The sequence below is a fragment of the Borrelia miyamotoi genome (assembly GCF_019668505.1).
In the GTDB taxonomy this organism is placed as follows: domain Bacteria; phylum Spirochaetota; class Spirochaetia; order Borreliales; family Borreliaceae; genus Borrelia; species Borrelia miyamotoi.
In genome coordinates this window covers 102428-127611 of sequence record NZ_AP024371.1, presented here as the reverse complement: position 1 = coordinate 127611, position 25184 = coordinate 102428, and the positions used below count along the sequence as shown (strand labels likewise).

Here is a 25184-nt window from a genome sequence, read left to right as displayed (position 1 = left end):
AGTAAGATGTCAAAATTAAAAGATAAAATAGATAATTCTTTAGATGACAGATTAAGTAGAGAAAAAGCTATTGAGCTTGTTAGGGTTCAGATAGAAAAGGATTTTGGCAAAGGAAGTCTTATCAAGATGGGAGAATCTCCTGTAGGCAAGGGTATAAAGAGCATATCCAGTGGTTCTATTTTACTTGATGAGGCAATTGGTGTTGGGGGATATCCAATGGGAAGAATAGTAGAAATTTTCGGTCCTGAATCTTCTGGTAAGACTACTTTAACTCTTCAAGCAATTGCTGAAGTTCAGAAGAGTGGTGGGATAGCAGCTTTTATTGATGCTGAGCATGCTCTTGATCCTGTTTATGCAAAAGCTTTAGGTGTTAATATTGATGAACTTTGGCTTAGTCAGCCTGATACAGGTGAGCAAGCTCTTGAAATTGCTGAGTATTTAATTAGGAGTGGTGGAGTTGATTTAATTGTTATTGATTCTGTTGCAGCTTTGACACCACAGGCAGAGATTGATGGAGAGATGGGAGATTCTCAGATTGGTCTTCAAGCAAGATTAATGAGTAAGGCTTTAAGGAAGATTACTGGTATACTTTCAAAATCTAATACTTGTATTATGTTTATTAATCAAATAAGAATGAAAATTGGTGTTATGTTTGGCAATCCAGAGACTACTACCGGAGGGAATGCTTTAAAATTTTATTCTTCTCTTCGTCTTGAAGTTAGGAAGATTGAGCAAGTAACAGGAACTTCTGCAGATGATGTTATTGGAAACAAAATAAGAGTTAAGGTTGTAAAGAATAAGGTAGCTCCTCCTTTTCGTAAGGTAGAGCTTGTAATTTATTTTGGGAAAGGTATTTCTCGTGAAGCAAGTATATTGGATGCTTCAATTAAGTATAATTTAATACAGAAAACAGGTTCTTGGTATTCTATGGGAAATGATAAATTAGGACAAGGTAGAGAGAGTGCTGTGAATTATCTCATTAAAGAAAAAGAACTTACTAATAAACTTGAGAGTAAGCTTAGAAAGATAATTTTTGAAGGTCTCAATCAAGATTTTTCTGAAGTTGGTATGCTTAATGTTGAAAAAGATAAAGGCTAGAATAGTGAGTTTAGATGATTATTTGATTGTTTGTGGTGATTTTAAAGGTAAAATAGAGAGTTTTTTTGATTATATAGTACGTAGGAGAGATCTTTTAAAGGCTTTTAGTTTAAATAAAATAATAGAAGATTTTTTAATATTTTCTGATAGTCTTGAAATGGATGTTAAAGAGTTAATTAGATTTTATTCTTTTGCGACTAGTTTGCTTTATTTAAAGACACAAATTTTTTATCCAGTAAAGTTAAGAGATAAAAAGCTAGTTGAAAGGGCAGTAGTGAGGAAATTAATAAGTTTTAGTGAAAAGTATGAGAAATTTAAGGCCAAGAGTCAGAATTTGAAAGATGGTGTGTATTTAAGTGCATCTAAGGTTCCTTTTTTTCGCAAAAATAGTTTCTTTGTGGAAAGTGTGGATAGTCTTCAGAGTTGTGTATCTGAAATTAAAGCCTTTAAGTGTAGAGTCAGGAGGTCATCAAGGATAAGCAAAAAGAACGATGATATTTTATGTAATACTAAAAGGTCTAATGTTATTTTAGGTACATATGATGCTAGAATTTTAGATAAAAAAACAAGAGTTATTTCTATTTTAGCTAAGGAAGATAATTTTATTTTTGAGTTTTTGTTGGACCCTGGTGATAAGTGTTATTTTTTTGACCGATTTTGTTATTTCTTAGTTGTCCTTGAATATAAAATGTTAGATGTTATAGACATAGTTTATGTGGATGGTAAGCTAGTTTTAAGAAAGGGAAGAAGTATTGATAAATATGAACAGCAAAGGGCTTAGGGTTCATGTTTTTTTAGCAGATAAGGGTATAGGCTCTAGAAGATTTTGTGAAGATCTCATAAGAAAAAATCTTGTCAGAATAAATGGCAGTTTTGCGAAGCTTGGGGATAAAGTGTTCTTAGGTGATAGGGTAAAGTGTAAGGATCAGATATTTGTTTTTAGGAGAGTTTCCAAAATTGAGAGTAAGATTTATATAGCGCTGCATAAGCCTAAAAATTATTTGTGTTCTAATTTTGATCCAAATGGAAGAAAGTTGGCAATATCTTTAGTCCAACCTTTGTTTAAGGAACGTTTATTCTCAGTTGGTAGACTTGATTTTAAAAGTTCTGGGCTTTTACTTTTCACTAATGATGGCTGGTTTGCAAATGGTATTTTGCATCCAATGAGGGAAGTTGAGAAAGAGTATATTGTTGAGTCAAAAAAGGCTATTAATGAGGATTTGCTTATTAATTTTAAACGTGGAGTAAAGATAGAAAGGGAAATTTTTAAGTTAAAATCTTATGTAATGCTTGGTGATAGTTCTGTTAGGTTGGTTTTAACGGAAGGTAAAAATAGGGAAATTAGGAAAGTTTTTTTAAGTAAGAATATTTTTTTGAAGAAAATTCACAGAATTAGAATAGGTAATATTAAATTAGATAATTTAAAGGAGGGACAAATTAAAGTTCTTTCTTTAGCTAAAATTAATAGATTGAAGGCACAGCTTTTGGGGGGAGTGTTAAGTGATAATAGCAATTGATGGCCCTTCTGCTTCAGGAAAAAGTTCGGTTGCGAAAGAATTAGGGATTAGATTAGGTTTTAGGTTTATTAGTTCTGGTTATTTTTATAGAATAATAACTTTAATTGCTCAAAGGTTTACTTTAAACGAGTATGATTTGCTTAGTGAGAGCAAAATTTTGGAACTTATATCACAAAATGATGTTAAATTTGATGGTGTTGATTTTTTACTTAATGGTATAAATGTTATAAATCATATTTTAAATGAAAAGATAGATCTTCAGGTTTCTCTTTATTCTTCTTATATGGGTGTTAGGAAGTTTGTGAATAAAAAATTAAGAGAACTAGTTAAATTGAAGGATGATGATTATATAATAGAGGGTAGGGATATTACTACGGTAATTTTTCCAGAAGCTAGGGTTAAGGTATATCTTGATGCTTCCGTGAAAGTTCGGGCTTTAAGGCGGTATAATCAAAGAGATGGGGATGTGGCTTTAAATGAATTAGAACATGCACTTGAGAGGCGAGATAAAATTGATCAAAATAAAGAGTATGGTAAATTGAAACTAGCCAAAGAAGTTTTTTATATAGATACGAGTTATAAATGCTTAGACGATGTATGTGATATTATCATAAGGACATTTAATTTGAAAAAAAAGTGATAGAGAGGTGAGGATGGAAAATCAAGAAGATTTACAAGAAAATTATCTAAAGGTTCTTGAAAAAATAGAACTGGGTAGTAATGTTGCTGGTGTTGTTATAAATATCATGAAAGATTATGTGCTTGTAGATATTGGTTATAAGTCTGAAGGTTTTATTAGAATTGATGAATTTGAAACCATTCCAAGTGTTGGGAACAAACTTAATGCAATAGTTACGAAGATAGGGGGAGAGTTGGGATTAGTTCTTAGTGTTACAAAGCTTGATTCTCTTAATTTGCAAGATAAGGTTGATGAGTATATTGCAAATAAAAAAGTGCTTAAAGGTAAGGTGTTGGTTGAGCTTTCAAGTGGCTATAAGATTCAAATTAATGAAGATGTAGTAGGATTTATGCCGTCTTATTTAAGCTCTAAGTCTAGGGATGAAAGATTAAAAAGAGGCTCAGTTATTGAGTTTTATATTGTTCAAGCGGATAAAACAGATGGTTTTAAACTGATTCTTGATAGACGGTCTTTGGAGAGAGATCGGGAGGTTGTGAAGAAAAAAGAATTTGTTAGTTCTTGTAGTGAGGGAGATATCGTCGATGGAATTGTTGAAAGAATTACTGATTATGGTGCTATTATAAGAGTTAAGAATCTTGTTTTAGGAGTATTGCATAAAAGAAATATTGCATTTAGTCGTGTTGAAAATGTTGAGGATTTTATTCGTGTTGGTGATAAATTAAGATTAAAAATTATCAAATTAAGTTTAAATGTGGGGAAGATGGAGTTGTCCCTTAAAGATTTGAAGACAAATCCTTGGGACTCTGTTGAATCTAAGTATAAGGTTGAAAGTATTGTGAAGGGTAAAGTTGTCAAAATATTGCCCTTTGGAGCTGTAGTTGAACTTGATAGTGAGATATCAGGATTTTTGCATATAAGTAATTTTTCTTGGGTAAGAGTTATAAAAAGTCCCCAAGAATTAGTTAAAGTTGGACAAATTGTAGAAGTTAAAATTTTGGAGATAGACAAAGAAAATCAAAAAATATCTTTAGGCATTAAGCAAGTTAATGATAATCCGTGGAATAGTTTATATGAAAGATGTGCTGTTGGTAAGGTTGTGCAGGGTATTGTTAAAAATATTACAAAGACGGGTGCTTTTGTTAGTCTTGAAGAAGGTATAGATGCATATATTAGTAAGTTCGACATTTCCTGGATTGATGAGGTTAATCCCGAGGAATACTTTAAGTTGGGAAGTTCAATTAATGGTAAAGTTATTGAATTTGATGCAAAGAAGCAAAATATTAGGTTGGGAATTAAACAGTTGGAAGAAAATCCTTGGGATGATTTTTCTAAGAGCTATAAGAGAGGTGATATTCTTGAGGTTGAAATTGTGGAGAAGAAATCAAAAGGAGTTCAGGTAAGAGTTTATGGGAAAATAATGGGATTTATCAGTAAAATTCAACTTGGAGATACTAAAGAGTCCAGTTTAGATACTTTTGAAAGTTTGAGTATTGGGGACAAACTTAAAGTTATGATTACTAATATTGACTTTAAAAATAAATTAGTTTTGCTTTCTTATAGAGCATATAAGGAGCAAAAATCAAGCGAAGAAATTTCTTCTTATTTGTTTAAGGAAAATGATGAGGAGTCTTATAGGCCATTTGAAGATCTATTGAAGAGGAATTCTGATGTTTAAAAGTAAATTTTTTATAGGCATTCTTACAGTTATTGTTTTTTTGGCAGTTATAGCTTTTTTTTATGTTTCTGTGGATGTAGATTATGTCAAGACAGGAGGGGAAGTAGTAGAGAACCTGGAGAGGGATTTAAATATTTATTTAAGAACAAAGGATGAAGAAGAAAAACGTAAATTAGAATTTAAGATAGAGGCAGCTATAAGTGATGGACATGATATTGCATATGAATTTATTCCTCGTTTTTATCTTGCAAGGTCTACTTATTTCCAAAACAAAGGTTTATATAAGAAAGCTATTGATGATTTAGATATGATTATTGATTCCAAGTGGATTGAAAGAGATCTTGCCTATATTAATAAAGCTGTGGTTTATGAAAAAATGGGACAACCGGAGAATGCTTTATTGATATATGATGATGTGATTAAGCAGACTAGATTGGATTTTATTAAAATTAGGGCTTTGCTTAGTAAAGCGGCATTAATTGAAGTTAGAGATAAAAAGTTGGCTGTTGAGATATATGAAAAAATTTCTAATTTTTCTTATGAAAATAACTTATATATTAATCTTGCTAAGAATAAGCTTTTGCAGCTTAGATGAGCTGGTTTATTTTTTATTTTAGAATGAAAAGTTTTTATAAAAATATATTTTTGGTTTTTTTATTATTCATATTTTCTTGTGGACTTGATAATATAATTCTAGTCGATTCTCCACTAAAGATTGATAATAGAGCTTCTAGGGATGTTCTTGCTTTTGCGTTACCTTCTTTTTATTTTGATAATAACGATAATGCTAAGGTTAAAGGTTTTGATATATATTATAAATTTTATCCAGAAGGTTCAAATTATCATTCTGATGGATTTACAAAGAGTGTTCAAAGAGATTTTAATGCTTTAAAGAGTGTTTTTAATAATGTTAATGCATTTAATGAAAGAGGATTTTATAAAATCAATTTGGATGATGATCATTTTTCGGGGAAACCGACTGTGAAATTGAACAAAAGTTGGATTCAAGGAAAATTTCCTTTATATTTTGAACTTGATTTTGGAAACTTGAGAAAAAGTACTCCTGGTTCAGTTTTATTTAGTATAAAGAAGGGTAATGATTTTTCAGCGCCTCTTATAGGAGATGTTAAGACAGTGTATAGATCTTATACTGTTGATGGTTTTTACGTTGAATTTTCTGAAGCTTTAAAAAAATCTAAATTACTAGATAGTGATGAGAGACCATTTGATCTTAAGCAAATTAGTAATGACTTTTTTACAAAAGATGTTTTTCCTAAGTATAATTTGGTAATTTTTGTTATGGCGGCAGGCAATGCTATTGAAAGTGATTTGTATAGTGTTATTGTAAACATAGGTACTTTGCATAGTTTTGAATTGTTGAATTAGTTCAAGGAAAAATATGGTAACATTTTTTTTGCATTTAATTTTAACCAATATTCTTATTTCTTTTATAGTAAGTTTTTTTGTTGTCGTTTTTGGTATATTAAAGTTTAGATTTTTATTGATTTATTTGGTAAGTTTTTTAGGAGGGGTTCTATTTTTATTTTTTCTACCTCTTTTTTATTTCGATTATTATAATAGGCAAATAAACATTTTATTTTATTTATTTCCAATTGTTGGTTCAATAGTTTTGATCTTTTTATTAAGATTATCTGAGAGCAATAAAAATGATTTATAAGGCAAATTTTGATGTTGCACTTGTATCAGATTTATTGCTAGAGTCAGGTTTAGAGGCTTTAAATATTATTGATAAAGTCAGGTAAATTTAGTGTTACAGGGAAACTAACTGCTCTTAATTTGTTAGTGCTATTGAAAAATATGGTAAGGATAAAATGCTTAATTACTTTAATACTCTGTTGAAAAATGACTTAGTTTATGTTGACAAGATAAAAGAAGAAAAGGAAGCTTTTGGTAAGATAATGGCGCATAGCCATAAGTTTATTGAGGTAGAAACTAGTTTTTGTGTATTTATTCCAAAAAAGAGAAAATAGTTAAAGCTTGTGAGGTTTCATTTATTAAATTTAGGGAATTAATGCCAGATATTGTTTATCATTATGTTGTGTTTGGATATTGGAAAAATAAAGCTGGGGAAGGTATTAGTCTTGAAAATGGGGTTGAAGATATTTTGATTGAATATATTAATGGTAGTTGTTCAATATAATAAGCTTACTAATTGGGTTATTTTATGATATTCTTATTAAAGAAAATATAATTTCCGCTATTTAAGTAGTGAGTAAAAGCGAGGGATTTAGGAGGTTATTTTGGCAGTTATTACTATGAAAAGCCTTTTAGAGGCTGGAGTTCATTTTGGGCATCAGGTAAAAAGGCTTGATCCAAGAATGAAAAGATTTATCTTTTCAGAGAGAAATGAAATACATATTTTGGATTTGCAAAAAACTTTACAAGGTATCAAAGATTCTTATGAACTTGTTCAAAATATTGTAAAGAGTGGTAAGAAAGTTTTGTTTGTTGGAACTAAAAAGCAAGCAAGCGAAATAATTGAGCAGGAGGCTAAAAGAAGTGATATGCCTTATGTTAACAATAGATGGCTTGGTGGAATGCTTTCTAACTTTAATACTATTAAGAAATCAGTTCAAAGATTGAAAAAATTGGAAAAGATGGAAATTGATGGAACTTTTGAGATGATTAGCAAAAAAGAAGTTTCTCAACTTAATCGTGAGAAATTAAAGTTATCTAAAAATTTGACTGGAATTAAAGATATGGAAGAACTTCCTGGTGCTATTTTCATTATTGATCCTAAAAGAGAGCAAATAGTGATTAATGAGGCTAGAAAGATTGGTATTCCTATCATTTCGGTTGTTGATACAAATTGTAACCCAGATGTAATTGACTGTCCAATTCCTGGCAATGATGATGCAATTCGTTCTGTTGCTTTATTTACTAAAATAATATCTGATGCTATTTTGGAAAGTGATAAAGAAGTTGGAATTCAGATAGTTGAAAACTTGAATGAAGAAGATTTAATGAGCCAAATTGAAGTTAAGAATGACAAAAAGGAATTAGAAGGATATAAAGGAGAGTAGTAATATGAGTAGTATTAATCCTCAAGAGGTGAAAAAGCTCAGAGATGCAACTGGGGCTGGATTTGGTGATTGCAAGAAAGCATTAGATGCTGTTGGTGGTGACTTTGAGTTAGCTAAGAAAAAGCTCAGAGAGATGGGTATTGCATCAGCTGATAAAAGAAGTGGTAGAGATGCTAAGGAGGGACGGGTATTCTCTTATGCAAATAAAGCGAGAGTAGGTCTTTTGCTTGTTTCATGTGAAACAGATTTTGTTGCTATTAATAGTGATTTTGTAACTTTTGGAAATCTTTTGATAAGACAATTAGTTGAGAGTGGCAATGATTCTTTAGATGAGCATCAAGAACTTGAAATTAAAAATTTAGCATCTACAATAAAAGAAAATATTTATGTAAATAGAATTTATACTACGAATATTGCATCTAATGAAATTGTAAAAAGTTATCTTCATGGAGAGCAATCTAAGATAGGTGTGTTTATTAAATTAAAAGTAGATAATGTTTCAAAAATAGAAGATGAGAGATTAAATAGTCTTGCAATGGATTTGGCTTTGCATGTAGCAGCTTTTGCTCCACTTTATTTAAGTGTGAATGATATTTCTCCTAGTTATGTCAAAGAGCAGGAAGAAATATTTATGAAACAGTTGGAAGTTGGTGGGAAACCTGAGAATGTAATTAAGGGAATAGTATCTGGAAAACTTAAAAAGCATTTAAGAGAGATTGTTCTTTTAGAACAATCGTTTGTAAAGGATGATAAACTTACTGTTAAGGAGAAGATCGAAGAGGTTGCCAAATCAATTTCGACTGAGATAGAAATAATAGATTTTAAATATTTAAGTGTTGGATAATAATTTATTATTCTTTTGATTTTGAGGGGGCTTGAATGGAGGAATATAAGGCTTTATTGGATGAGAAAATGAATAAAGTTATTTTATCTCTTGAGAGTGAATATAAATCTTTAAGAACAGGTAGAATTAGTAGTACTCTTTTTAATAAAATATCAGTTGATTATTATGGAGAAAAAATCCCTTTAACTAGGGTTGCTAATATTAGTATTCCTGAGGCAAGACTTGTTGTAATTCAACCTTGGGATAAAAGTTTGCTTTCTAAGATAGAGCAGGCCATACTTAATTCAGATCTTTTTATGAATCCTTCAAATGATGGTTCAGTACTTAGAATTAAAGTTCCTGTATTGACTATTGAGAGACGTAAAGAAATAGTAAAACAGGCAAAAAAAATTGCGGATGAATATAAGGTTGCGGCTAGGAATATAAGGCAAGAATTAAATAGTAGAGCTAAGAAACAAGAGAGAGATTCTCAGATTACTGAGGATGATTTACGACGGATTTTGGATGATATTCAAAAAAGTACTAATTTTTATATCAAAAAAATAGAAGAAATTTTTGATTTGAAAACAAAAGAGATAATGGAAATTTGAGTGTATGAGTAGTGATTCCCTTCCAATGCATGTTGGAATCATCATGGATGGAAATAGAAGATGGGCTTTAAAGGAAGGTCTTTCGCTTTTTGAAGGTCATAAAGAAGGTTTAAAGAGAGCCAAGGAGATAGTTCATTATTCTATTAAATTGGGCATAAAATATTTATCTCTTTATATTTTCTCTACTGAAAATTGGAATAGAACAAAATCCGAAATAGAATATTTAATGTTTTTGATTGCCAATTATTTAAGTTCTGAATTTGGGTTTTATAGTGAGAATAATATAAAAATAATAGTATCAGGAGATATTGAAGCTTTAAGTAAAGAAGTAAGGAGAGCAATCATTGATGCTATTGATTTTACAAAAAATTTTGATGGGTTTGTATTGAATTTGGCCATTAATTATGGTGGTCGAAATGAGATAGTAAGAGCTGCTAAGAGAATTCTGAGAAGTGGTTTAAGGTTTGAGACTTTAGATGAGCTTATGTTTTCCAAATTTTTGGATAATCCGGAACTTTGTGATCTTGACCTTTTGATACGTACTGGTGGAGATATGAGAATAAGTAATTTTCTTTTATGGAGAATTGCTTATTGTGAATTTGTTTTTTCAAATGTTTTGTGGCCAGAGTATTCTGTTTCTCATTATGTTAAAGACTTGGCATGTTTTAAGAATAGGAAGAGAAATTTTGGGAAATAAAAGTTTATTTAATTTTGGGCCTAAAAAACTAGCATTTATTGCAAGACTTGGAACATTTTTATTTTTTGTTCCTTTAATTTTATTTTTAATATTTTTTGAGTTTAAGGATTATTTATTGATTAATATTTTAATTTTTATATTTAGTGGAATTTCTGCAAAGGAAGTTAATGATTTGCTTAGAGTTAAGTCTTCTTCTTTATCTAGTGCTTTATCCTTCTTTTTAGGGATAGCTCCTCCAATCTTGACATATGTACATTTTAATATTTTTGATTTGGGTATAAATATAATATTTTATTTGGTTATAACTTTGGTTTTTAGTAATTGGATTGTTAACTTGGTTTTCATTAAAGAGCATGAAATTGTTGATTTTTTATTACAGGCAACTTCTATGATTTTCATACTTATATATCCTGGTGTTTTAATATCGTTTATTGTTGCTATTACTACTTTGCCAAAGGCACCTATTCTTTTATTAATACTTTTCTCTATGGTTAGTGGTAATGATACTTTTGCCTATCTTATTGGATATTTCTTTGGAAAGAATAGTTATAGACCCACAATTATTAGTCCCAATAAAACGATAATGGGATTTTTAGGTGGCGTATTGTTTTCTGTTATTGTTGCAATAGTTGTAGTATTTTTAGGACTTATAAATTTGACTTATGGAGAAGCTATGGTTTTTGGTATTTTAATAGGATTTTTTACTATTATTGGTGATTTATTTGAATCTGGGCTTAAACGTAGTGTAGGAGTGAAAGATTCTGGTAATATTATTCCTGGTAGAGGTGGTGCTCTTGATTCAATTGATTCATATCTTTTAACAGGTCCTATATTTTATCTATGTTTGTCATAATTTTTTGGGAGTAATGTGATGTATATTTTTCTTAATATTTTAGCTTTTACCTTGATAATATTCATTCATGAATTAGGTCATTTTTTATGTGCAAAGCTTTTTAAAGTTAAGGTTGAAGTTTTTTCTATTGGAATAGGGCCTAGCCTTTTTAAAATCAAAATAAAAGAGACAGAGTATAAAGTTTCTCCTATTTTTTTAGGTGGATATTGTAAGCTTAAGGGAGCTGATCACTTAGAAAACGAGATTAAACTCAATAGGCAGCTTGAAGCAGATAAAGATTCTATTTTTGGTATTTCTCATTTTAAGAAAATATTAATATATTTTGCAGGTCCTCTTTTTAATTTAATTTTGGCATTAATTATTTTTATCATGATAGAAATGGTAGGTATTGTTTATTTCGATTACCCTGGTAAAATAAATGTTATTAATAATAATGTTGTAAGTAACTTTAGAGATGGGGACATTATTTTAAGAGTTGATAATCACAATATCAAATATTTTTCTGATTTAAGTAAGTTTGTTTCTTTAAAAGATTCTAAAATGACTTTCACTGTTTTAAGAGATAATAAGAATGTTAGCTTTGAAGAGTATACGAATTTAGATAAACTTTTAAAAGAAATTAGCCCTTGGGTAGATCTTGTCATTGCTAAAGTTGAAGCAAATTCTCCATTTGGAATTGCAGGTCTTAAACCTAATGATAAGATAATAAGTATCAATGATGTAGTTTTAAATAATAATAAAGATTTAAGTAATTTGATCACTAAGCTTGGTGTTGATGTAGTGAATATTAAATATGAGAGACATGGGGAGATTTTAACTTCAAAGTTGGTATTTCAAGATACTAAGAAAATTTTAGGAATTTCTTTATTGCCTAGTTTAGAAAGGGTACTTAAAACAGATAATTTAATAGTTGCTTTTAAAAATTCTTTTAATAAAGTTTTAAATATTTTGGGTCATATTTTGTATTCCATTGTTGAATTATTTTCTAATTTTAAGAATAATTCTAAAAATGTTGTAGGTCCTATTGGAATAATGAATATTCTTGTTAATTCTTCTTCTATTGGATTTTCATATTGGTTTAATACTATTGCAATTTTAAATTTGCTTATTGCTGGTATGAATTTATTTTTTTTTGTGGTTCCAATGTTTGATGGAGGTCAGATTTTTATCAGTTTAATTGAGCTTTTGCGAGGGAAACGATTTAGTGCAAAATTTATTTATTACTTTTATTTTGTTGGCATTTTATTGGTATTGAGTCTTTTTATACTAGGCTTCGTAAATGATTTACGCAGTATTTTAGGCTAATGATTTGATGTTGTTTTTAAATAAAGAATACTTGATATTTAATCAATGGGAAGTATATATTTTAACATGAACCAAAAGTGAGAGAAAGATGCGATTAAGATTAAAATATGAAAGAAATCGTGCATTCTCATATTTGCTATTGGGCTAAATTTTTTACTTATTGAGTATACTATAGCTCCTAGTGTGTAAAGAATGCCTCCAATGGTTAGCCATAAAAATCCTTGTATAGGAATAGAATTGTAAATGAATTTAATACCAAATATAATAATCCATCCCATAAGTATGAATGTGCATCCATTAATCCATCCAGGACTGTTTACATATATTGATTTGAAAATAATCCCGAAAATAGCAAGTGCCCAAACAGTGCTAAGAATGATTTTTCCATAAAAGTTAGGCAAAAGAATTAAAGAAGGTGGTGTGTATGTCCCTGCTATTAACGTAAATATTGAGATATGATCAAATTTTCTGAAGAGTTCTTTTATTTTACTTTTTTTCGGAAAAATATGATAAAGAGTACTCATTGTATATAGCAATATCATTGATGAGCCATAGATAAGGAATAATACTGCATGGAAATATTTTTTTGAAGTAGTTGATATAGTAATGAGAATCGTTGTTCCTATTATTGATAAAATAATACCAAATAAGTGAGATATTGAGCTAAACAATTCATTTTTAGGTATTACATATTCATATGAGTTGTACTCTTTGTCTTTTTTATACATAAACTTATCCTATATACTTTTACTTTATGTTTTGAGCATACGACGTATGCTTATTCTCACTTTAGGTATGTTAATACAAAAGGAGACATAAATCAAGTGGTTAAAATGTTTTAATTTAAAGAGAAAAGTCAAATGAATGTTATTTTATTTTTCTTCTTAAATTTTTTATGAAAACCTAACTTTTTTTTAAAAAAGACGATATAATATTATTGTTTTAAGTTTTTGAATGGAGAGGCTCAGCGTGATGAATTTTTGCGGGATTCTTAGATTTGCAAATTTACAGAAGTTTTCTAATGCAGTAAGATTGCCAATTTCTATTTTGACAATTTTTTGTTTAATGCTTGGAATCGGTTCTGCAATGTCAAATCCTTCTAATTTGTTTTACATTGATAATTTTGTGTTTAAGGTTATTTTAGGGCTTATAAAGGCTACAAGTAATATTATTATTTTAAATATTCCATTACTTTTTGTTGTAGGAATTGCTGTTGGGATTTCAAGAATACAAAAGGGTCTTGCTGCACTATCAGGTCTTATTGGGTATTTAATTTTCAATGTTACTGAGAATTATTTTCTTGATGTGTTTTCAGTACTTGTTGAGCCTAGTTTAATGTCTTCTGTTGGTCAAACAAATATTCTGGGAATCCAAACTTTAAATACAGGCATTTTGGGTGCTTTAGCAGTTGGACTTTTAGTTGGATATTTACACAATAAATTTTGTTTTGTTAAGTTTCCAGGGCCTTTTAGCTTTTTTTCTGGTTTTCGGTTTGTTCCCATAGTAATTTTTCCTTTTTGTATTTTGTTGGGAGTAGCATTTGTTTTGGTTTGGCCATATCTTAATGCATTAATTACTTATTTTGGATTTTTTATTGCTAAGTTTAACTATTTTGATAGTTTTCTTTATGGATTTTTAAATAGGATGCTCATTCCTTTGGGTCTTCATTCTATTCTTACATTTCCTTTTAATTTTACTCCATTGGGGGGAACTGAAGTTATTAATGGTCAGGTTGTTGGTGGTATTCAAAACATATTTTATGCTCAACTATCAGATCCACATCTTACCAGGTTTTATTCAGGTATTTCTAGATTTAATAGTGGATTTTATCTATCTATTATGTTTGGGCTTCCTGGTGCAGCATTCGGGGTTTATAGAGGAATTATTCATGATGACAAGAGTAAAATATCATCTTTGTTATTTTCAGGTGCTCTTGCAGCTTTTTTAACAGGAATCACAGAACCCTTAGAATTTTTATTTGTTTTTACAGCACCTTTACTTTATTTTGTTCATGCGATTTATACGGGGTTTGCATTATTGATTGCTAATATATTTGATATTTCAGTTGGAGTTACTTTTTCTTCTGGATTTTTTGATTTTTTTATGTTTGGGGTATTACAAGGACATGCGAAGACAAGTTGGATCTATTTATTGCCATTAGGATTTGCATTTTTTATTTTGTATTATTTTACTTTTAAATGGGTTTATAATTATTTTGATTTTCAGATTTTTGGTGTTGGTGAGCCATTTTTTGAGGGTAGTGAAGGTGAGGTTGAAGGAATGGGGATTGCACATCTTTTATCTAAAGGTCTTGGAGGTCTTGATAATATTCAGGAGTTTGACGTTATATCAACAGACTTAAGCTTTGTAGTTTTCAGTTCTGAAATTATATCTGAGGATATCCTTAAAAAAACCGGTGCTTTAAATATTGTTATTATTGATAATAAAATTAGGATTGATTATGGAACGAATGTTTATTATATGAAACAAGCTATTGAAAATTATTCTCCTAAGAAGCTTTTTAAGGCTAGTGTTGTTGTTGCATCTGATAATGTGAGACAAGGAATTAAGGCATATATTGAAATGAAAGAAGATGATAAGCTTGAAAAGCAAGGAGAGACAGGGAAGCTTTATAAGCTTAATAAGGATGATGATTAAGGGATTTATTTGGGGAATTTAAGGGTGTGTGTTTTAAGTTATGGGTTTATCTTAGATAAATTGTTTTTTTATTTATTTTAAATATACTTTTAAGGGAGTTAAAATTTTTAGCAGGGATAGTTTGTTCTAGTTTTATTAGTAAGGGAAATGTATTTTATATCTCAATGTTAAAAGTATCCTTCTTTAAGGATATCTTGTCATAGGATAATTTTTACGGATAGTAGGTTAGAATTTTCAATTCTTCTGGAGGAGTTTTTAAAAAGATTTTTCTCAATATTGAAAAAAAATAGGGATTTTTATATACTTTATATACTATTACTTAAATAATAACTTGATATAGTAGTATTGAAAGCCTTTGTCATAGTTTTTAAAAATCTATGGTGCGATTAAGACCAAAAGGAGTTAAAATGATAAGAAAATATGAGGGTTGTTTTTTATTTAAGAGTGAGGAGATTGAATACAAGGTTGCTTTAGAAGAGGTAAAGCAACAGTTAGTAGCTTTTAATGCTAGTGATGTCGTTGAAAATTCTCTTGGAGAGAGGGCATTAGAATATTCTATTAAGAAGCAAGTACGTGGTAGGTATGAGATAATAGAATTTAAGATGGATAGTGACAATTTAAAAGATCTTGAAGTTCAATTGAAACTGATTAAAAATTTATTAAGATACATGATCTTAATTAAAATTAATAAAAAAGTTAATGTCAAAAAGGTCAAGAGAAGAAATTTTAGGGAAATTAGAGATAGTAGGGATCTTAAAGAAAGAGAATCATCAGAATCTATTGGTAATGTTGATACTAAAACAAATTGAGGAGGTTTTAGATGGCTGATATTAATTCCTTAGTATTGTCAGGTAGACTTACTAGAGATTCTGAGCTTACTTATACTGAGATGGGTATGGCCATTCTCAAATTTGGTTTAGCTAATAATAAAAAAATGAAAAAAAATGATGAATGGGTAGATTATGCACAATTTTTTGATTGTGTAATTTTTTCAAGAAGAGCTGAGAGCCTTAGTATTTTCCTTAAAAAAGGCAAGCAAGTTGTAGTTAGTGGTTCTTTAAGATATGAGAGTTGGCAGGATAAAAGTACTGGTGATAAGAGAAGCAAGTGCAGTGTTTTAGTGGACAATATTCAGATGTTTGGCTCATCTCTTGCTACTCAAGGTACTACTAATAATATTGGTTTTGAAAATGATAAGAAGCCAGATTCGTTTAAAGAGATTGGTTGTGATAACGATTTTAATGAGGATATACCTTTTTAGGAGTTTTAATTTATGTATAAAGATGTAGATTCTAATCAGAGAGAACCAAGAACTGATGGGCATCAGGATGGTTTTAAAAAAAATCCTAATTTTAGATTTTTTAAAAAAAAGACATGCAAATTTTGTGATATGTGCAGAGTCCCTGATTATAAAGAGTTTGATTTCCTTAAAAAGTTTATTACAGATCAAGGGAAAATATTACCTAGGAGAATTACAGGAACTTCTGCTAAGCATCAGAGATCTCTTGCATTAGAAATTAAAAAAGCTAGATATATGGCTTTGCTCCCTTTTGTGAAGAAATAATTAAGGAGATATTATGAAAGTAATCCTAAAAGAAGATTTTATTAATCTAGGAAAAGAAGGTGATGTTGTTGACGTAAAAGATGGTTTTGCAAGAAATTATTTATTGCAAAAAGGTTTTGCTGTTTTTTCAAGTAAACATAATGTTGATATTTTTAATCAAAAAAAGAGAGCAATACTTAAAAGACAAGAAGTAAGAAAAAAAATGGCTCTTGAGCTTAAAGAAAAGCTTGATGAGGTTAAGTTAGAGTTTGTAATGCAGTCTAATGATAGTGACAAGTTGTTTCATAGTATTAATAGCTTAAATATTGCCGATGAGCTTTTAAAGCTTGGATTTGAGATTGAGAGAAAAAAAATAGATATACATCATGGTACATTAAAGTCTTTTGGGATTTATGATGTTACTATTAAGCTTTATGAAGGAATTAATTCTGTAATTAAAGTTGAGATAAAAAGGGAAGCTAAGAAAAGTTATCTTAAAAAGTCTAAGAGTATTGAAAAGAAAGTTTAAGGAAAGAGGTATAGCTTGTGGCTTTTACTTCAGTAGGCACAGCCTCTACCCTTCTTTTTAACGAAGGTGCAGAAAAGGCAGTTATTTCAAGTATATTCTATAATCCAGGGAAAGCGGAAGAAGCATCTTTATATCTAAAGCCAGATGATTTTTATAATCAGAATCATGAAATGATTTTTAAGGCTATGATTTCTCTTTATGAGAAGCGGGAAAATATTGATCCAATAACTGTATTTGAAGAAGTATCTTCTTTGACGCCTAAATCACAGCTTTTAAATAATTTTAAAGCTTTAACGGGATTACAGGATTATTTGAGTTTTCTATCAGGATATCTTCCAACTGATAAAACCATCAATGTTTATGCAAAAATCGTTAAAGAACATCGAATTAGGAGAGATATTTCTAAAATTTCTAGAGAACTCAATGATTTAGCGAATGATTCTACAAAAAAAGTTGATCAATTTGTGGAAGAAGCTCAAAGGCAGATTCTTTCAATTGAATTAGATTATTCTAGTAAGAATCTTAATCATGCAAAAGTTATTGCTGAGAGAGTACATGCTGAAATATATGAGAGAAGCATGAAAAGACGAGAAGCTAATTTTGGCATTCCAAGTGGTTTTAAAAAGGTTGATAGTCTTATTGGAGGTTTTAGGGATAGTGATTTTATTATTATTGGTGCTCGTCCTAGCATTGGCAAAACTGCATTTGCACTTAATATTGCATCAAGTATTGCACTAAGGAATGATAAAAAATGGAAAGTAGGTTTTTTTTCTCTTGAAATGACTTCGGATGCTTTGATTAAAAGAATAATAGCAGCTCAAGCTAATATTGATAGCTTTAAAATTCAGAATGGTATTTTATCTGGTCATGAGATTAAGGCACTAAATGATGTTGTGAATGATATTAGTAATGCTGAGCTTTATATTGAAGATACTGCTAATATTAGCTTATTAACACTTGCAACGCAGGCTAGAAAGCTTAAGAGATTCTCCGGCATAGATATAATATTTGTTGATTACATTAGTCTCATTTCTCTTGAAACTAAAAATATTCCAAGGCATGAACAGGTAGCCTCAATTAGTAAAGCACTCAAAGAACTTGCAAGAGAGCTTAAGATTCCAATTATTGCCCTTTCACAGCTTACAAGAGATACTGAGGGGCGTGAACCCAATCTTGCTAGTTTAAGAGAATCTGGAGCATTAGAGCAAGATGCGGATGTTGTTATTTTACTTCATAGAGATAAGGACTTAAAAAGTGGTTCTGATGATGAGTTAGTGGTAAGTGCTATTGATACCAAGGTTATTGTTGCTAAACATAGAAATGGGCCAACGGGCAGAGCTGATGTATTATTTCTGCCACATGTTGTTAAGTTTGTTAATAAAGAACATGAGCGTGATTATTAACTTTATAGCTTGGTGTTTTTAGAATAGAATTGCTTGAATTTATAATAAAGTGTTATGGTGTGATTTCTATGCCTATTCCAAAGTAGTTAGGAATTAATCTATGTGCTTCTAAAGTATTATTTCCTATGTTGTAAACAATTGGAGAATAAATCGTTTTTGTAAATATTTTTATGTCGTACATTATTTGATTATATCGGATTGTTTTTATTGATATTCCAGTTTCAATTTCAAATCCTGTTTGTATTGTGTCTTTTATTTTTATTGGTCTGTAAATGGCTTTTATATCTTTATTATCTCTATTATGAGATAAGGTTATTCCAAAAGATATGTATAATACTAATAGATCTTTTTTAAATAGTTTGTATATAAGGCCGGATGAAAATCTATTTGTACGATTGTTTATTTGATCTAAATTGGTATCATAATTTGTTGCTATTGAAAAGTAATATTTTAATTGATTTATGATTTTATAATATATTGAATTTCTAGTTTGTAATGGGCTCATGATGTCATATCCAAGGGAAAAGTTTTGGTTTAGAGTATATAAGCTATGTTCCGACATACTTTCATATTCTTCAGTGAAAATTATGCCAAATCCCCCCACACTGAAAAATTGTTCCTTATTTGAAAAATTTTTTATAATAAGATTATTTATTGTGAAAAAGTTTTTAGAATGAAGTCTATATTGAATTCCAATACCAGTTTCTGCTTCTTGTATTTTTGAATATGTTTCTATATTGTTTATCTTACTTTGAGTTTGATAGAAGATTTGTGCTTCAAGTCCAATAGATTTATTTCTAAAATTCATTGCAATGCTTGTCTTGAAAAAATAGTCTGCAAAATAAGATAGGTCTATGTAATTTTCGATGTTTAAAAATTTCATATGTGAATAGTTTATTGCTGCACTTAAAAAACCTCTGTAATTATAATTTTCATAATTTTTAGGCATTGGTCGCAATTGTTTTAGAACAAAATGCACTGCTTTTTGTGCTAGGGTTCCACCCCAGTTTCCGTAAAGTAAGTTTTTCATACCAATGCCTATATCAATGTTTCCAAAATATTGTGTTTCTGATCTTATTAAGTATGAAAAATAATACATAAAGTCAATTTCGAAAAGATCGATTCTTTTTCTTAATTCTTCAGGAGTATCTTTGTATCCTCTAAACGTTAACATATGTGATTCTGCATTTATTATAAAGTTATATTTTGATTCGTAGGTAAATATTAAGGAGCCACTTCTGAGATCATCGAAAAAGTCACAGAATGTAAACCCAAGACAATCATTTAAGTTATTAAAGTAGTATTTGTTAATTCCATCATTTTGATATTTTATTAAATAATTGTAGGCATAAGAGTTTATTACAATCATCATAATTATTATCTTGAGATTAAATTTTGCTAAACACATTTGATGAACTTATATTAATAAGTTGTATCTTATCCTCATCAATATATCATTTTATTTGATATACGTTCAATAATTAATGTTATTAGTGATAATTTTTATCAAATCATTTATAATATTTTATATTTTGTTTTTTTTCTAACTATATTTTTGCATTATATGGTTTAAATTATTTTTGTTTGAGGTTTTGCATGAAAAAAATAGCAATTATTGATGGACTTAGAGCTCCGATTACTAAGTTTGGTGGGGCGTTAAAGGGAATTAATATTGTTGATATATCCGCAGATATTATGAAAGCTTTGCTTGAGAAAAATAATATTGATAAAGTGGATGAAGTTATTATTGGGAATGTAATTTCAGCAGGACTTGGTCAAAATATTGCTAGACAAATTGCTTTGAAGGCGGATTTAGATGAACTTATTCCTGCTTTCACCGTAAATAAAGTTTGTGGTTCCGGACTTAAATCTTTGGAACTTGCTTTTAACTCTATTGCTCTTGGGAATAGTGAGATTGTTTTAGCTGGTGGTGTAGAGGATTTGAGTAATGCGCCTTATCTTATGCCAAGGGCTATCAGATTTGATGGTTTAAAATTTGGGGACTTTAAAATAGAAGACTCAATATATAAAGATGCCTTAGTTGATACTCCAAGTAGTACTGTGATGGGACTTACGGCAGAGAATTTGGCAGAAATGTATGAAATTACAAGAGAAATGCAGGATCAGTTTGCATATAATTCTCATATGAAAGCCATTTCAGCAAGAGATAGCGGATATTTTGACGATGAAATATATCCACTGTCAGTTTTTGATAAAAAGACAAAACTTAAAAATGTTATACGCAGTGATGAAGAGATACGAGATAATTTAAGTTTGGAAAAACTTTCTTCTTTAAAACCTGTTTTTAAAGAAAAAGGGACTGTGACTGCCGGTAATTCTTCTAGTTTAAATGATGGGGCTTGTTTCTTAATATTGGCAAGTGAGGATTTTGTTAAAAAGATGGGAGTAAAACCTTTAGCTTATATTGGTGGTTTTAAAAGTGTAGGATTAAACCCTCTTTATATGGGATTTGGAGCTTACCTTGCTATTGAAGAGATTATAAAGAAATTTAGCTTAACTCCAAGTGAAATTGATTTTATTGAAACAAATGAGGCTTTTGCAGCACAATCTTTAAGTGTTTTGAAAGCTTTACATCAAAAATTTGGCATAAATAATAGTATTGTCAATGTTAATGGTGGAGCTATTGCATTAGGCCATCCGTTTTCAGTTAGTGGTGCAAGAATTTTATTAACTCTTGCACGTCTTATAAGGGTGAATCATAAATCAAAAGGCATTGCATCTCTTTGTATTGGAGGTGGTCAGGGTATAGCTGCTTTCTTGTATAGGTAAAGAGTATTTATTTTTAAACTAGATTTAAATTAAATGTTTTGTTAAAATTTGATGAAGTGATTTAGAGCGATTATCGATATGAAGGTGATTTTTATGAGTAATTTTTTATGTTTTCTGTTATTTTTTGTTGTAGGAATAACTTCTTTTGCTCAAAATAGTCCTATTGTAATTATCAATTTACATAATAACGAAATTATTACTAAAACAGAATTTGATGCTAAATTAGATACATTAAAAAAGACACAAGGTAGAGATTTAAGTAATGTTGAGAAAAAGCAAGTTTTGCAGATCTTAATAGCTGATGTTCTTTTTTCTCAAGAGGCTTTAAAGCAAGGAATTAAAATTGCAGATGAGGAAGTTATTCAGACAATTAAAGCTCAATTTGGACTTGCAAGTCTTGCAGATGATCAGATTAAACAAATGGTAGAAAGTCAGGGTACTAATTGGAATGAGCTTTTATCTTCAATGAAGAGGTCACTTTCTGCACAAAAATTGATTTTGAAGATAGCTCAGCCTAAATTTTCAGAAATAAAAGTGCCAAGCGAAAAAGAAATAATTGAGTATTATGAGGCTAATAAAACTAAATTTGTTAATCCTGATATAGCAAGAATTAGTCATATTTTCTTTTCTTCAAAAGATAAAAAGAGGTCAGAGCTTCTTTCAAAGGCAAAGGATATTGCAAATCAGATAAAATCGAAAAAGATTACCTTTGAGGAGGCTGTAAGGAAATATTCAAGTGATGAGGGTTCTAAGGCTAAAAATGGTGATCTTGGATTTTTGGCAAGAGGTGATCAGAGTGCACAAAATGTGCTTGGATTAGATTTTATTAAAGAAGTTTTTAAGCTTAGTAAGGGAGATATTTCTCAACCAATATCGTCAAAAGAGGGTTTTCATATAGTCAAAATTACTGAAGCATATTCTCAGAGATTTTTGGATCTTAAAGATAAAATATCGCCTAATGTAGATATGACTGTGAAAGATGCCATAAAGAATAATATGATTAATGTTAATCAGCAAAAGATTGTTGCTAAGGTACAACAAGAGATTTATGATAAACTAAATAAATCTGCTAGTATACAAATTTTGGATTCTAGTTTAAAGTAAAAAAGAGCATTTATAATATTAGCTATGGATTTAAGACATAAGGCTAGAGTTTTAGCTTTTCAAAAGATTTACAGTATTGATATTAATTGTAAGGCAAGGGATGATATTTATGATATTCTTAGTCTTGAAGATCATGTAGTGGATTTAGAAGAAGAATTGAAATTATTTTATTCTTTTTTGGTTAATGGTACTTATGATAATTTAGAATCTATTGATAAATTAATTAGTGATATTTCTTTTAATTGGCGTTTAGATCGCATGGATAAGGTTGATCTTGCCATATTGAGGATGAGTGTATATTCACTTAAGTTCCAGAATTTGGAAGTTTCCAAGAGGGTTATAATAGATGAAGCTATTTTAATTGCCAAAAAGTATGGTAGTAAAAATTCTTATAAATTTATTAATGGTATACTTGATGCTTTGTTAAAAAATATGGAGAGCTCGTTTGAAAGTAAATAAAGTATTTTTATTTCTTGTTTTATTTTTGATCTTTTTTATTTCAGTTTTTGTTTACTTAAGTTTTAATCCATATGTTTTATATTTTTTAAAGGGTAAGCGGGATTTTAATGAACTTATTGCAGAAGTTGATGATTATTTGTTAAAGGGAAATTTAGATAGTGCTGAGAAGGCAATAATATTTTGCTCTTATTATGCTGATACCGAATACAATTGGCTTTCTCTTATCAAAAGGGCAAGGCTTTATTCTGTCAGAGTTAAGAATTATTTGTTGATGAGAGATATTTTAGCTCTGGGCGTTAAAAATTTGCCAGGGAATTTAAAGCTTAGGGCACTTGAGGTATATTCGAAACTTAAAGTAGGCGATGTTTTGGAGGCTTATGATATTGCGAAACAGTACCTTCTGGGATACGAGGAATATAAGCATTTGTACGATGAGGCTTTTATTAAAAGTTTGACTTTAAGTTATAAGGGAGAAGATATTAAAAATTTTTTAATCAGAATAGAGCAAGAAAGAGATGCTCTTGCTTTTGAGACTATAGGGTTAAGTCTTCAGAATAATGCATTTTTAATTAATGCAATGCTTTTATATATAGAGAGAAAGGATTTCGATTCTGCCAAAAGAATACTTTCAAAAATAAAGGAAGATAAAGATTTTGCTAGGGAGCTTGCCCATATTTCTTATGGTCTTAATAATTTGGATTTGACTATTTACAATCTTAAGCTTATTAATAATAATAGTGAGCCAAGTTTGATGTTTTTACTGGCAGATGCTTATTTAAAGAAGGGTGATATTAATAATGCTAAGATTGAATATTTAAGACTTTATACTGATTTTCCTGATTATAGCATGATGGTATATCTTGGACTGGCATTTATTGCTAAAAAGGAAAATGACTTTAAGCGAGCTATTGCCTATTTAAATAAGGCTAATGAAAGGTTTAAAGATGATGAAATGATGAGTTATTATTTGGCCAATACTTATTTTGAAGCTAGTGATTATTTTAATGCAAATGAAATTGTAAGAAAGTATAAGGATAATCCTTTGTTTTTTAAACTTTATTTTGTATTGAATTATTCGAATTTTAATTATGAAGCTAAAAAGTCTTTTTTGTGGCGTTTATTTTACAGGTCAAATTGTAGTAGTGATATTGCGCAGCTTTTAGCTTGGAATTTGCTTCTTTATTCTGATATAAGAGATTTAGATTTATTTTTTAAGATTTATAATCCTGTTAATGAAGTTCAAGATTGGTATTATTTTTATAGGTTTTATTATTTTTTTCTTAAACAAGATTTACATGTTGCAGAGAAAGTAATTTTTGATAATCAAGTGGGAAAGTATTTATATGGAGTGTATTATAATCTTGGCGTTTTAAAATTTTATCAAAAAGATTATAAAGCTGCTGAAGAATATTTTGATAAAACAGTTTCTTTTATACCTTTTAACCTTGATGATAAAAGTAAAATGACTTTGGAAGAACGTGAGGATATAGCGAAAATGTATTTAAAGCGTGGAATTAATTATCTTTATTTAGGTAAATTTGAAAATGGACGGGAATCCATTTTGACTTCTTATTCTTTTTACGAGATTAATGAAGGTAAGCTTTATATTAATATGATAGAGATGCTTAAAGAAAGGAATTGAATTTTTGAAGTTAAGATTAAAATCTAGGGAAGAGATTGAAAAAATTAGAGCATCAGCAGTACTTTTGGCGCAGACTCTTTTAGAAATTGAAAAAAATATTGTTCCTGGAGTTAGCACTAGGATGCTTGATAAGATTGCTAGTGATTTTATTACTAAGAATGGGGGTAAAGCTGCTTTTAAAGCATATAATGGATTTAAGGGAGCTATTTGTGCTTCTGTGAATGAAGAAGTTATTCATGGAATTCCTGGAGCAAGAAAACTTAAAGAGGGTGATGTTGTTAGTATTGATTGTGGAGTTGTTTTAGATGGGTTTTATAGTGATATGGCTAAGACTTTTAAGGTGGGTAAAGTAAGTTCTGAGGTTGATAAATTATTGAAAGTGGGGGAAGTCTCTCTTTATAAAGGAATTGCTGAAATGAAAGTTGGTAATCGAATTTTAGATATCTCAAGAGCTATAGAAAATTATATCAAACCATTTGGCTTTGGAATTGTTCGTGAATATACAGGACATGGTGTTGGTTTTGCTTTGCATGAAGAACCAAGCATTCCAAATTATTATGAGCCTTTTTTTAAAAATATTAGAATTCAGGAAGGTATGGTTTTAGCCATTGAGCCGATGGTTAATTTAAAGGGACATAAAGTTTCTCTTAAAAATGATGGTTGGACAGTATTTGCATCTGATTTTAGCTGTTCTGCTCATTTTGAACATACTGTTGCTGTTGTTGATGGGGGGCCTTTGATTTTAAGCAAAATTTAGTAGGTATTAGTTAAATGTTATTTAAAAGATTTGGTT

29 protein-coding genes are annotated in these 25184 nt (G+C 29.6%); 27 read left to right on the top strand and 2 right to left on the bottom strand.

Translation table 11 applies throughout. The features are described 5' to 3' along the window. Positions 1-6 precede the first annotated feature (6 nt). The 16 genes from recA to rseP all read left to right on the top strand — a co-directional run bounded on the left by recA (position 7) and on the right by rseP (position 12263). Entirely contained in the window at positions 7-1098 is a 1092-nt protein-coding gene (gene recA, locus K5Q05_RS00635) for a recombinase RecA (RefSeq protein ID WP_025443978.1), read from the top strand. Then, positions 1076-1879, top strand: coding sequence for a hypothetical protein (locus K5Q05_RS00630; RefSeq protein ID WP_172799049.1), 804 nt, complete (start codon positions 1076-1078; stop codon positions 1877-1879). Before recA ends, K5Q05_RS00630 begins: the two co-directional genes overlap by 23 nt. After that, positions 1860-2615, top strand: coding sequence for a pseudouridine synthase (locus K5Q05_RS00625; RefSeq protein ID WP_025443980.1), 756 nt, complete (start codon positions 1860-1862; stop codon positions 2613-2615). The genes K5Q05_RS00630 and K5Q05_RS00625 overlap by 20 nt, the downstream gene beginning before the upstream one ends. Continuing rightward, positions 2599-3255, top strand: coding sequence for a (d)CMP kinase (cmk, locus tag K5Q05_RS00620; RefSeq protein WP_025443981.1), 657 nt, complete (start codon positions 2599-2601; stop codon positions 3253-3255). The genes K5Q05_RS00625 and cmk overlap by 17 nt, the downstream gene beginning before the upstream one ends. Positions 3256-3268: 13 nt before the next feature. Next, positions 3269-4930, top strand: a complete 1662-nt coding sequence (locus tag K5Q05_RS00615) for a 30S ribosomal protein S1 (RefSeq protein WP_025443982.1) — start codon at positions 3269-3271, stop codon at positions 4928-4930. Next, positions 4923-5525: a tetratricopeptide repeat protein gene (locus K5Q05_RS00610; protein WP_025443983.1), complete on the top strand. Its 603-nt coding sequence runs from the start codon at positions 4923-4925 to the stop codon at positions 5523-5525. Before K5Q05_RS00615 ends, K5Q05_RS00610 begins: the two co-directional genes overlap by 8 nt. Positions 5526-5548: 23 nt before the next feature. Then, positions 5549-6316, top strand: coding sequence for a hypothetical protein (locus K5Q05_RS00605; RefSeq protein ID WP_051480317.1), 768 nt, complete (start codon positions 5549-5551; stop codon positions 6314-6316). A gap of 13 nt (positions 6317-6329) precedes the next feature. Further along, positions 6330-6608 carry a hypothetical protein gene (locus tag K5Q05_RS04340; RefSeq protein WP_025443985.1) on the top strand — a complete coding sequence of 93 codons (279 nt, stop codon included), beginning with the start codon at positions 6330-6332 and terminating at the stop codon, positions 6606-6608. A 154-nt stretch (positions 6609-6762) separates the two neighbouring features. Beyond that, entirely contained in the window at positions 6763-6921 is a 159-nt protein-coding gene (locus tag K5Q05_RS04255; protein WP_232515456.1) for a hypothetical protein, read from the top strand. Between the two features lie 41 nt (positions 6922-6962). Next, positions 6963-7091 (top strand): hypothetical protein, encoded by a 129-nt coding sequence (locus tag K5Q05_RS04250; protein WP_255315109.1) that lies wholly within the window; start codon positions 6963-6965, stop codon positions 7089-7091. A gap of 100 nt (positions 7092-7191) precedes the next feature. Next, positions 7192-7974, top strand: coding sequence for a 30S ribosomal protein S2 (rpsB, locus tag K5Q05_RS00595; RefSeq protein WP_025443987.1), 783 nt, complete (start codon positions 7192-7194; stop codon positions 7972-7974). A gap of 4 nt (positions 7975-7978) precedes the next feature. Beyond that, positions 7979-8818: a translation elongation factor Ts gene (tsf, locus tag K5Q05_RS00590; protein WP_025443988.1), complete on the top strand. Its 840-nt coding sequence runs from the start codon at positions 7979-7981 to the stop codon at positions 8816-8818. Between the two features lie 35 nt (positions 8819-8853). Next, complete coding sequence (frr, locus tag K5Q05_RS00585; protein ID WP_025443989.1) at positions 8854-9408, top strand: ribosome recycling factor; 555 nt, start codon at positions 8854-8856, stop codon at positions 9406-9408. A gap of 4 nt (positions 9409-9412) precedes the next feature. After that, entirely contained in the window at positions 9413-10105 is a 693-nt protein-coding gene (uppS, locus tag K5Q05_RS00580; RefSeq protein WP_025443990.1) for a polyprenyl diphosphate synthase, read from the top strand. Then, entirely contained in the window at positions 10053-10958 is a 906-nt protein-coding gene (locus K5Q05_RS00575; RefSeq protein WP_084821508.1) for a phosphatidate cytidylyltransferase, read from the top strand. The genes uppS and K5Q05_RS00575 overlap by 53 nt, the downstream gene beginning before the upstream one ends. 18 nt (positions 10959-10976) lie before the next feature. Continuing rightward, positions 10977-12263 (top strand): RIP metalloprotease RseP, encoded by a 1287-nt coding sequence (gene rseP, locus K5Q05_RS00570; protein ID WP_025443992.1) that lies wholly within the window; start codon positions 10977-10979, stop codon positions 12261-12263. Between the two features lie 38 nt (positions 12264-12301). Here the strand turns inward: rseP and trhA are convergent, their stop codons facing one another. Next, positions 12302-12991 (bottom strand): PAQR family membrane homeostasis protein TrhA, encoded by a 690-nt coding sequence (gene trhA, locus K5Q05_RS00565; protein ID WP_025443993.1) that lies wholly within the window; start codon positions 12989-12991, stop codon positions 12302-12304. A gap of 241 nt (positions 12992-13232) precedes the next feature. Between trhA and K5Q05_RS00560 the strand changes: the two genes are divergently transcribed. The 6 genes from K5Q05_RS00560 to dnaB all read left to right on the top strand — a co-directional run bounded on the left by K5Q05_RS00560 (position 13233) and on the right by dnaB (position 18396). Then, positions 13233-14921: a PTS transporter subunit EIIC gene (locus tag K5Q05_RS00560; protein WP_025443994.1), complete on the top strand. Its 1689-nt coding sequence runs from the start codon at positions 13233-13235 to the stop codon at positions 14919-14921. A 407-nt stretch (positions 14922-15328) separates the two neighbouring features. Then, positions 15329-15730, top strand: a complete 402-nt coding sequence (gene rpsF / locus K5Q05_RS00555; RefSeq protein ID WP_025443995.1) for a 30S ribosomal protein S6 — start codon at positions 15329-15331, stop codon at positions 15728-15730. A gap of 11 nt (positions 15731-15741) precedes the next feature. Further along, on the top strand, positions 15742-16182 hold the full coding sequence (locus K5Q05_RS00550; protein ID WP_025443996.1) for a single-stranded DNA-binding protein: 441 nt from the start codon (positions 15742-15744) through the stop codon (positions 16180-16182). 12 nt (positions 16183-16194) lie between these two features. After that, positions 16195-16485 carry a 30S ribosomal protein S18 gene (gene rpsR, locus K5Q05_RS00545; protein ID WP_025443997.1) on the top strand — a complete coding sequence of 97 codons (291 nt, stop codon included), beginning with the start codon at positions 16195-16197 and terminating at the stop codon, positions 16483-16485. Positions 16486-16498: 13 nt separating this feature from the next. Beyond that, positions 16499-16993, top strand: coding sequence for a 50S ribosomal protein L9 (gene rplI, locus K5Q05_RS00540; RefSeq protein ID WP_025443998.1), 495 nt, complete (start codon positions 16499-16501; stop codon positions 16991-16993). A gap of 17 nt (positions 16994-17010) precedes the next feature. Beyond that, positions 17011-18396: a replicative DNA helicase gene (gene dnaB, locus K5Q05_RS00535; RefSeq protein WP_025443999.1), complete on the top strand. Its 1386-nt coding sequence runs from the start codon at positions 17011-17013 to the stop codon at positions 18394-18396. Between the two features lie 52 nt (positions 18397-18448). Here the strand turns inward: dnaB and K5Q05_RS00530 are convergent, their stop codons facing one another. Next, complete coding sequence (locus K5Q05_RS00530) at positions 18449-19804, bottom strand: hypothetical protein (RefSeq protein ID WP_025444000.1); 1356 nt, start codon at positions 19802-19804, stop codon at positions 18449-18451. 188 nt (positions 19805-19992) lie between these two features. On the opposite strand from K5Q05_RS00530, the gene K5Q05_RS00525 reads away from it, so the two are divergent. The 5 genes from K5Q05_RS00525 (at position 19993) to map (ending at position 25148) form a co-directional block, all read left to right on the top strand. Further along, positions 19993-21186 (top strand): thiolase family protein, encoded by a 1194-nt coding sequence (locus K5Q05_RS00525; RefSeq protein ID WP_025444001.1) that lies wholly within the window; start codon positions 19993-19995, stop codon positions 21184-21186. Between the two features lie 93 nt (positions 21187-21279). Then, positions 21280-22290, top strand: coding sequence for a peptidylprolyl isomerase (locus tag K5Q05_RS00520; RefSeq protein WP_025444002.1), 1011 nt, complete (start codon positions 21280-21282; stop codon positions 22288-22290). Positions 22291-22314: 24 nt separating this feature from the next. After that, the gene (gene nusB / locus K5Q05_RS00515; RefSeq protein WP_025444003.1) at positions 22315-22749 is read left to right on the top strand and encodes a transcription antitermination factor NusB; all 435 of its coding nucleotides are present in this window, start codon (positions 22315-22317) and stop codon (positions 22747-22749) included. Continuing rightward, on the top strand, positions 22736-24391 hold the full coding sequence (locus K5Q05_RS00510) for a tetratricopeptide repeat protein (protein WP_025444004.1): 1656 nt from the start codon (positions 22736-22738) through the stop codon (positions 24389-24391). The genes nusB and K5Q05_RS00510 overlap by 14 nt, the downstream gene beginning before the upstream one ends. A 4-nt stretch (positions 24392-24395) precedes the next feature. Continuing rightward, positions 24396-25148 (top strand): type I methionyl aminopeptidase, encoded by a 753-nt coding sequence (gene map, locus K5Q05_RS00505; protein WP_025444005.1) that lies wholly within the window; start codon positions 24396-24398, stop codon positions 25146-25148. Positions 25149-25184: the final 36 nt, after the last annotated feature.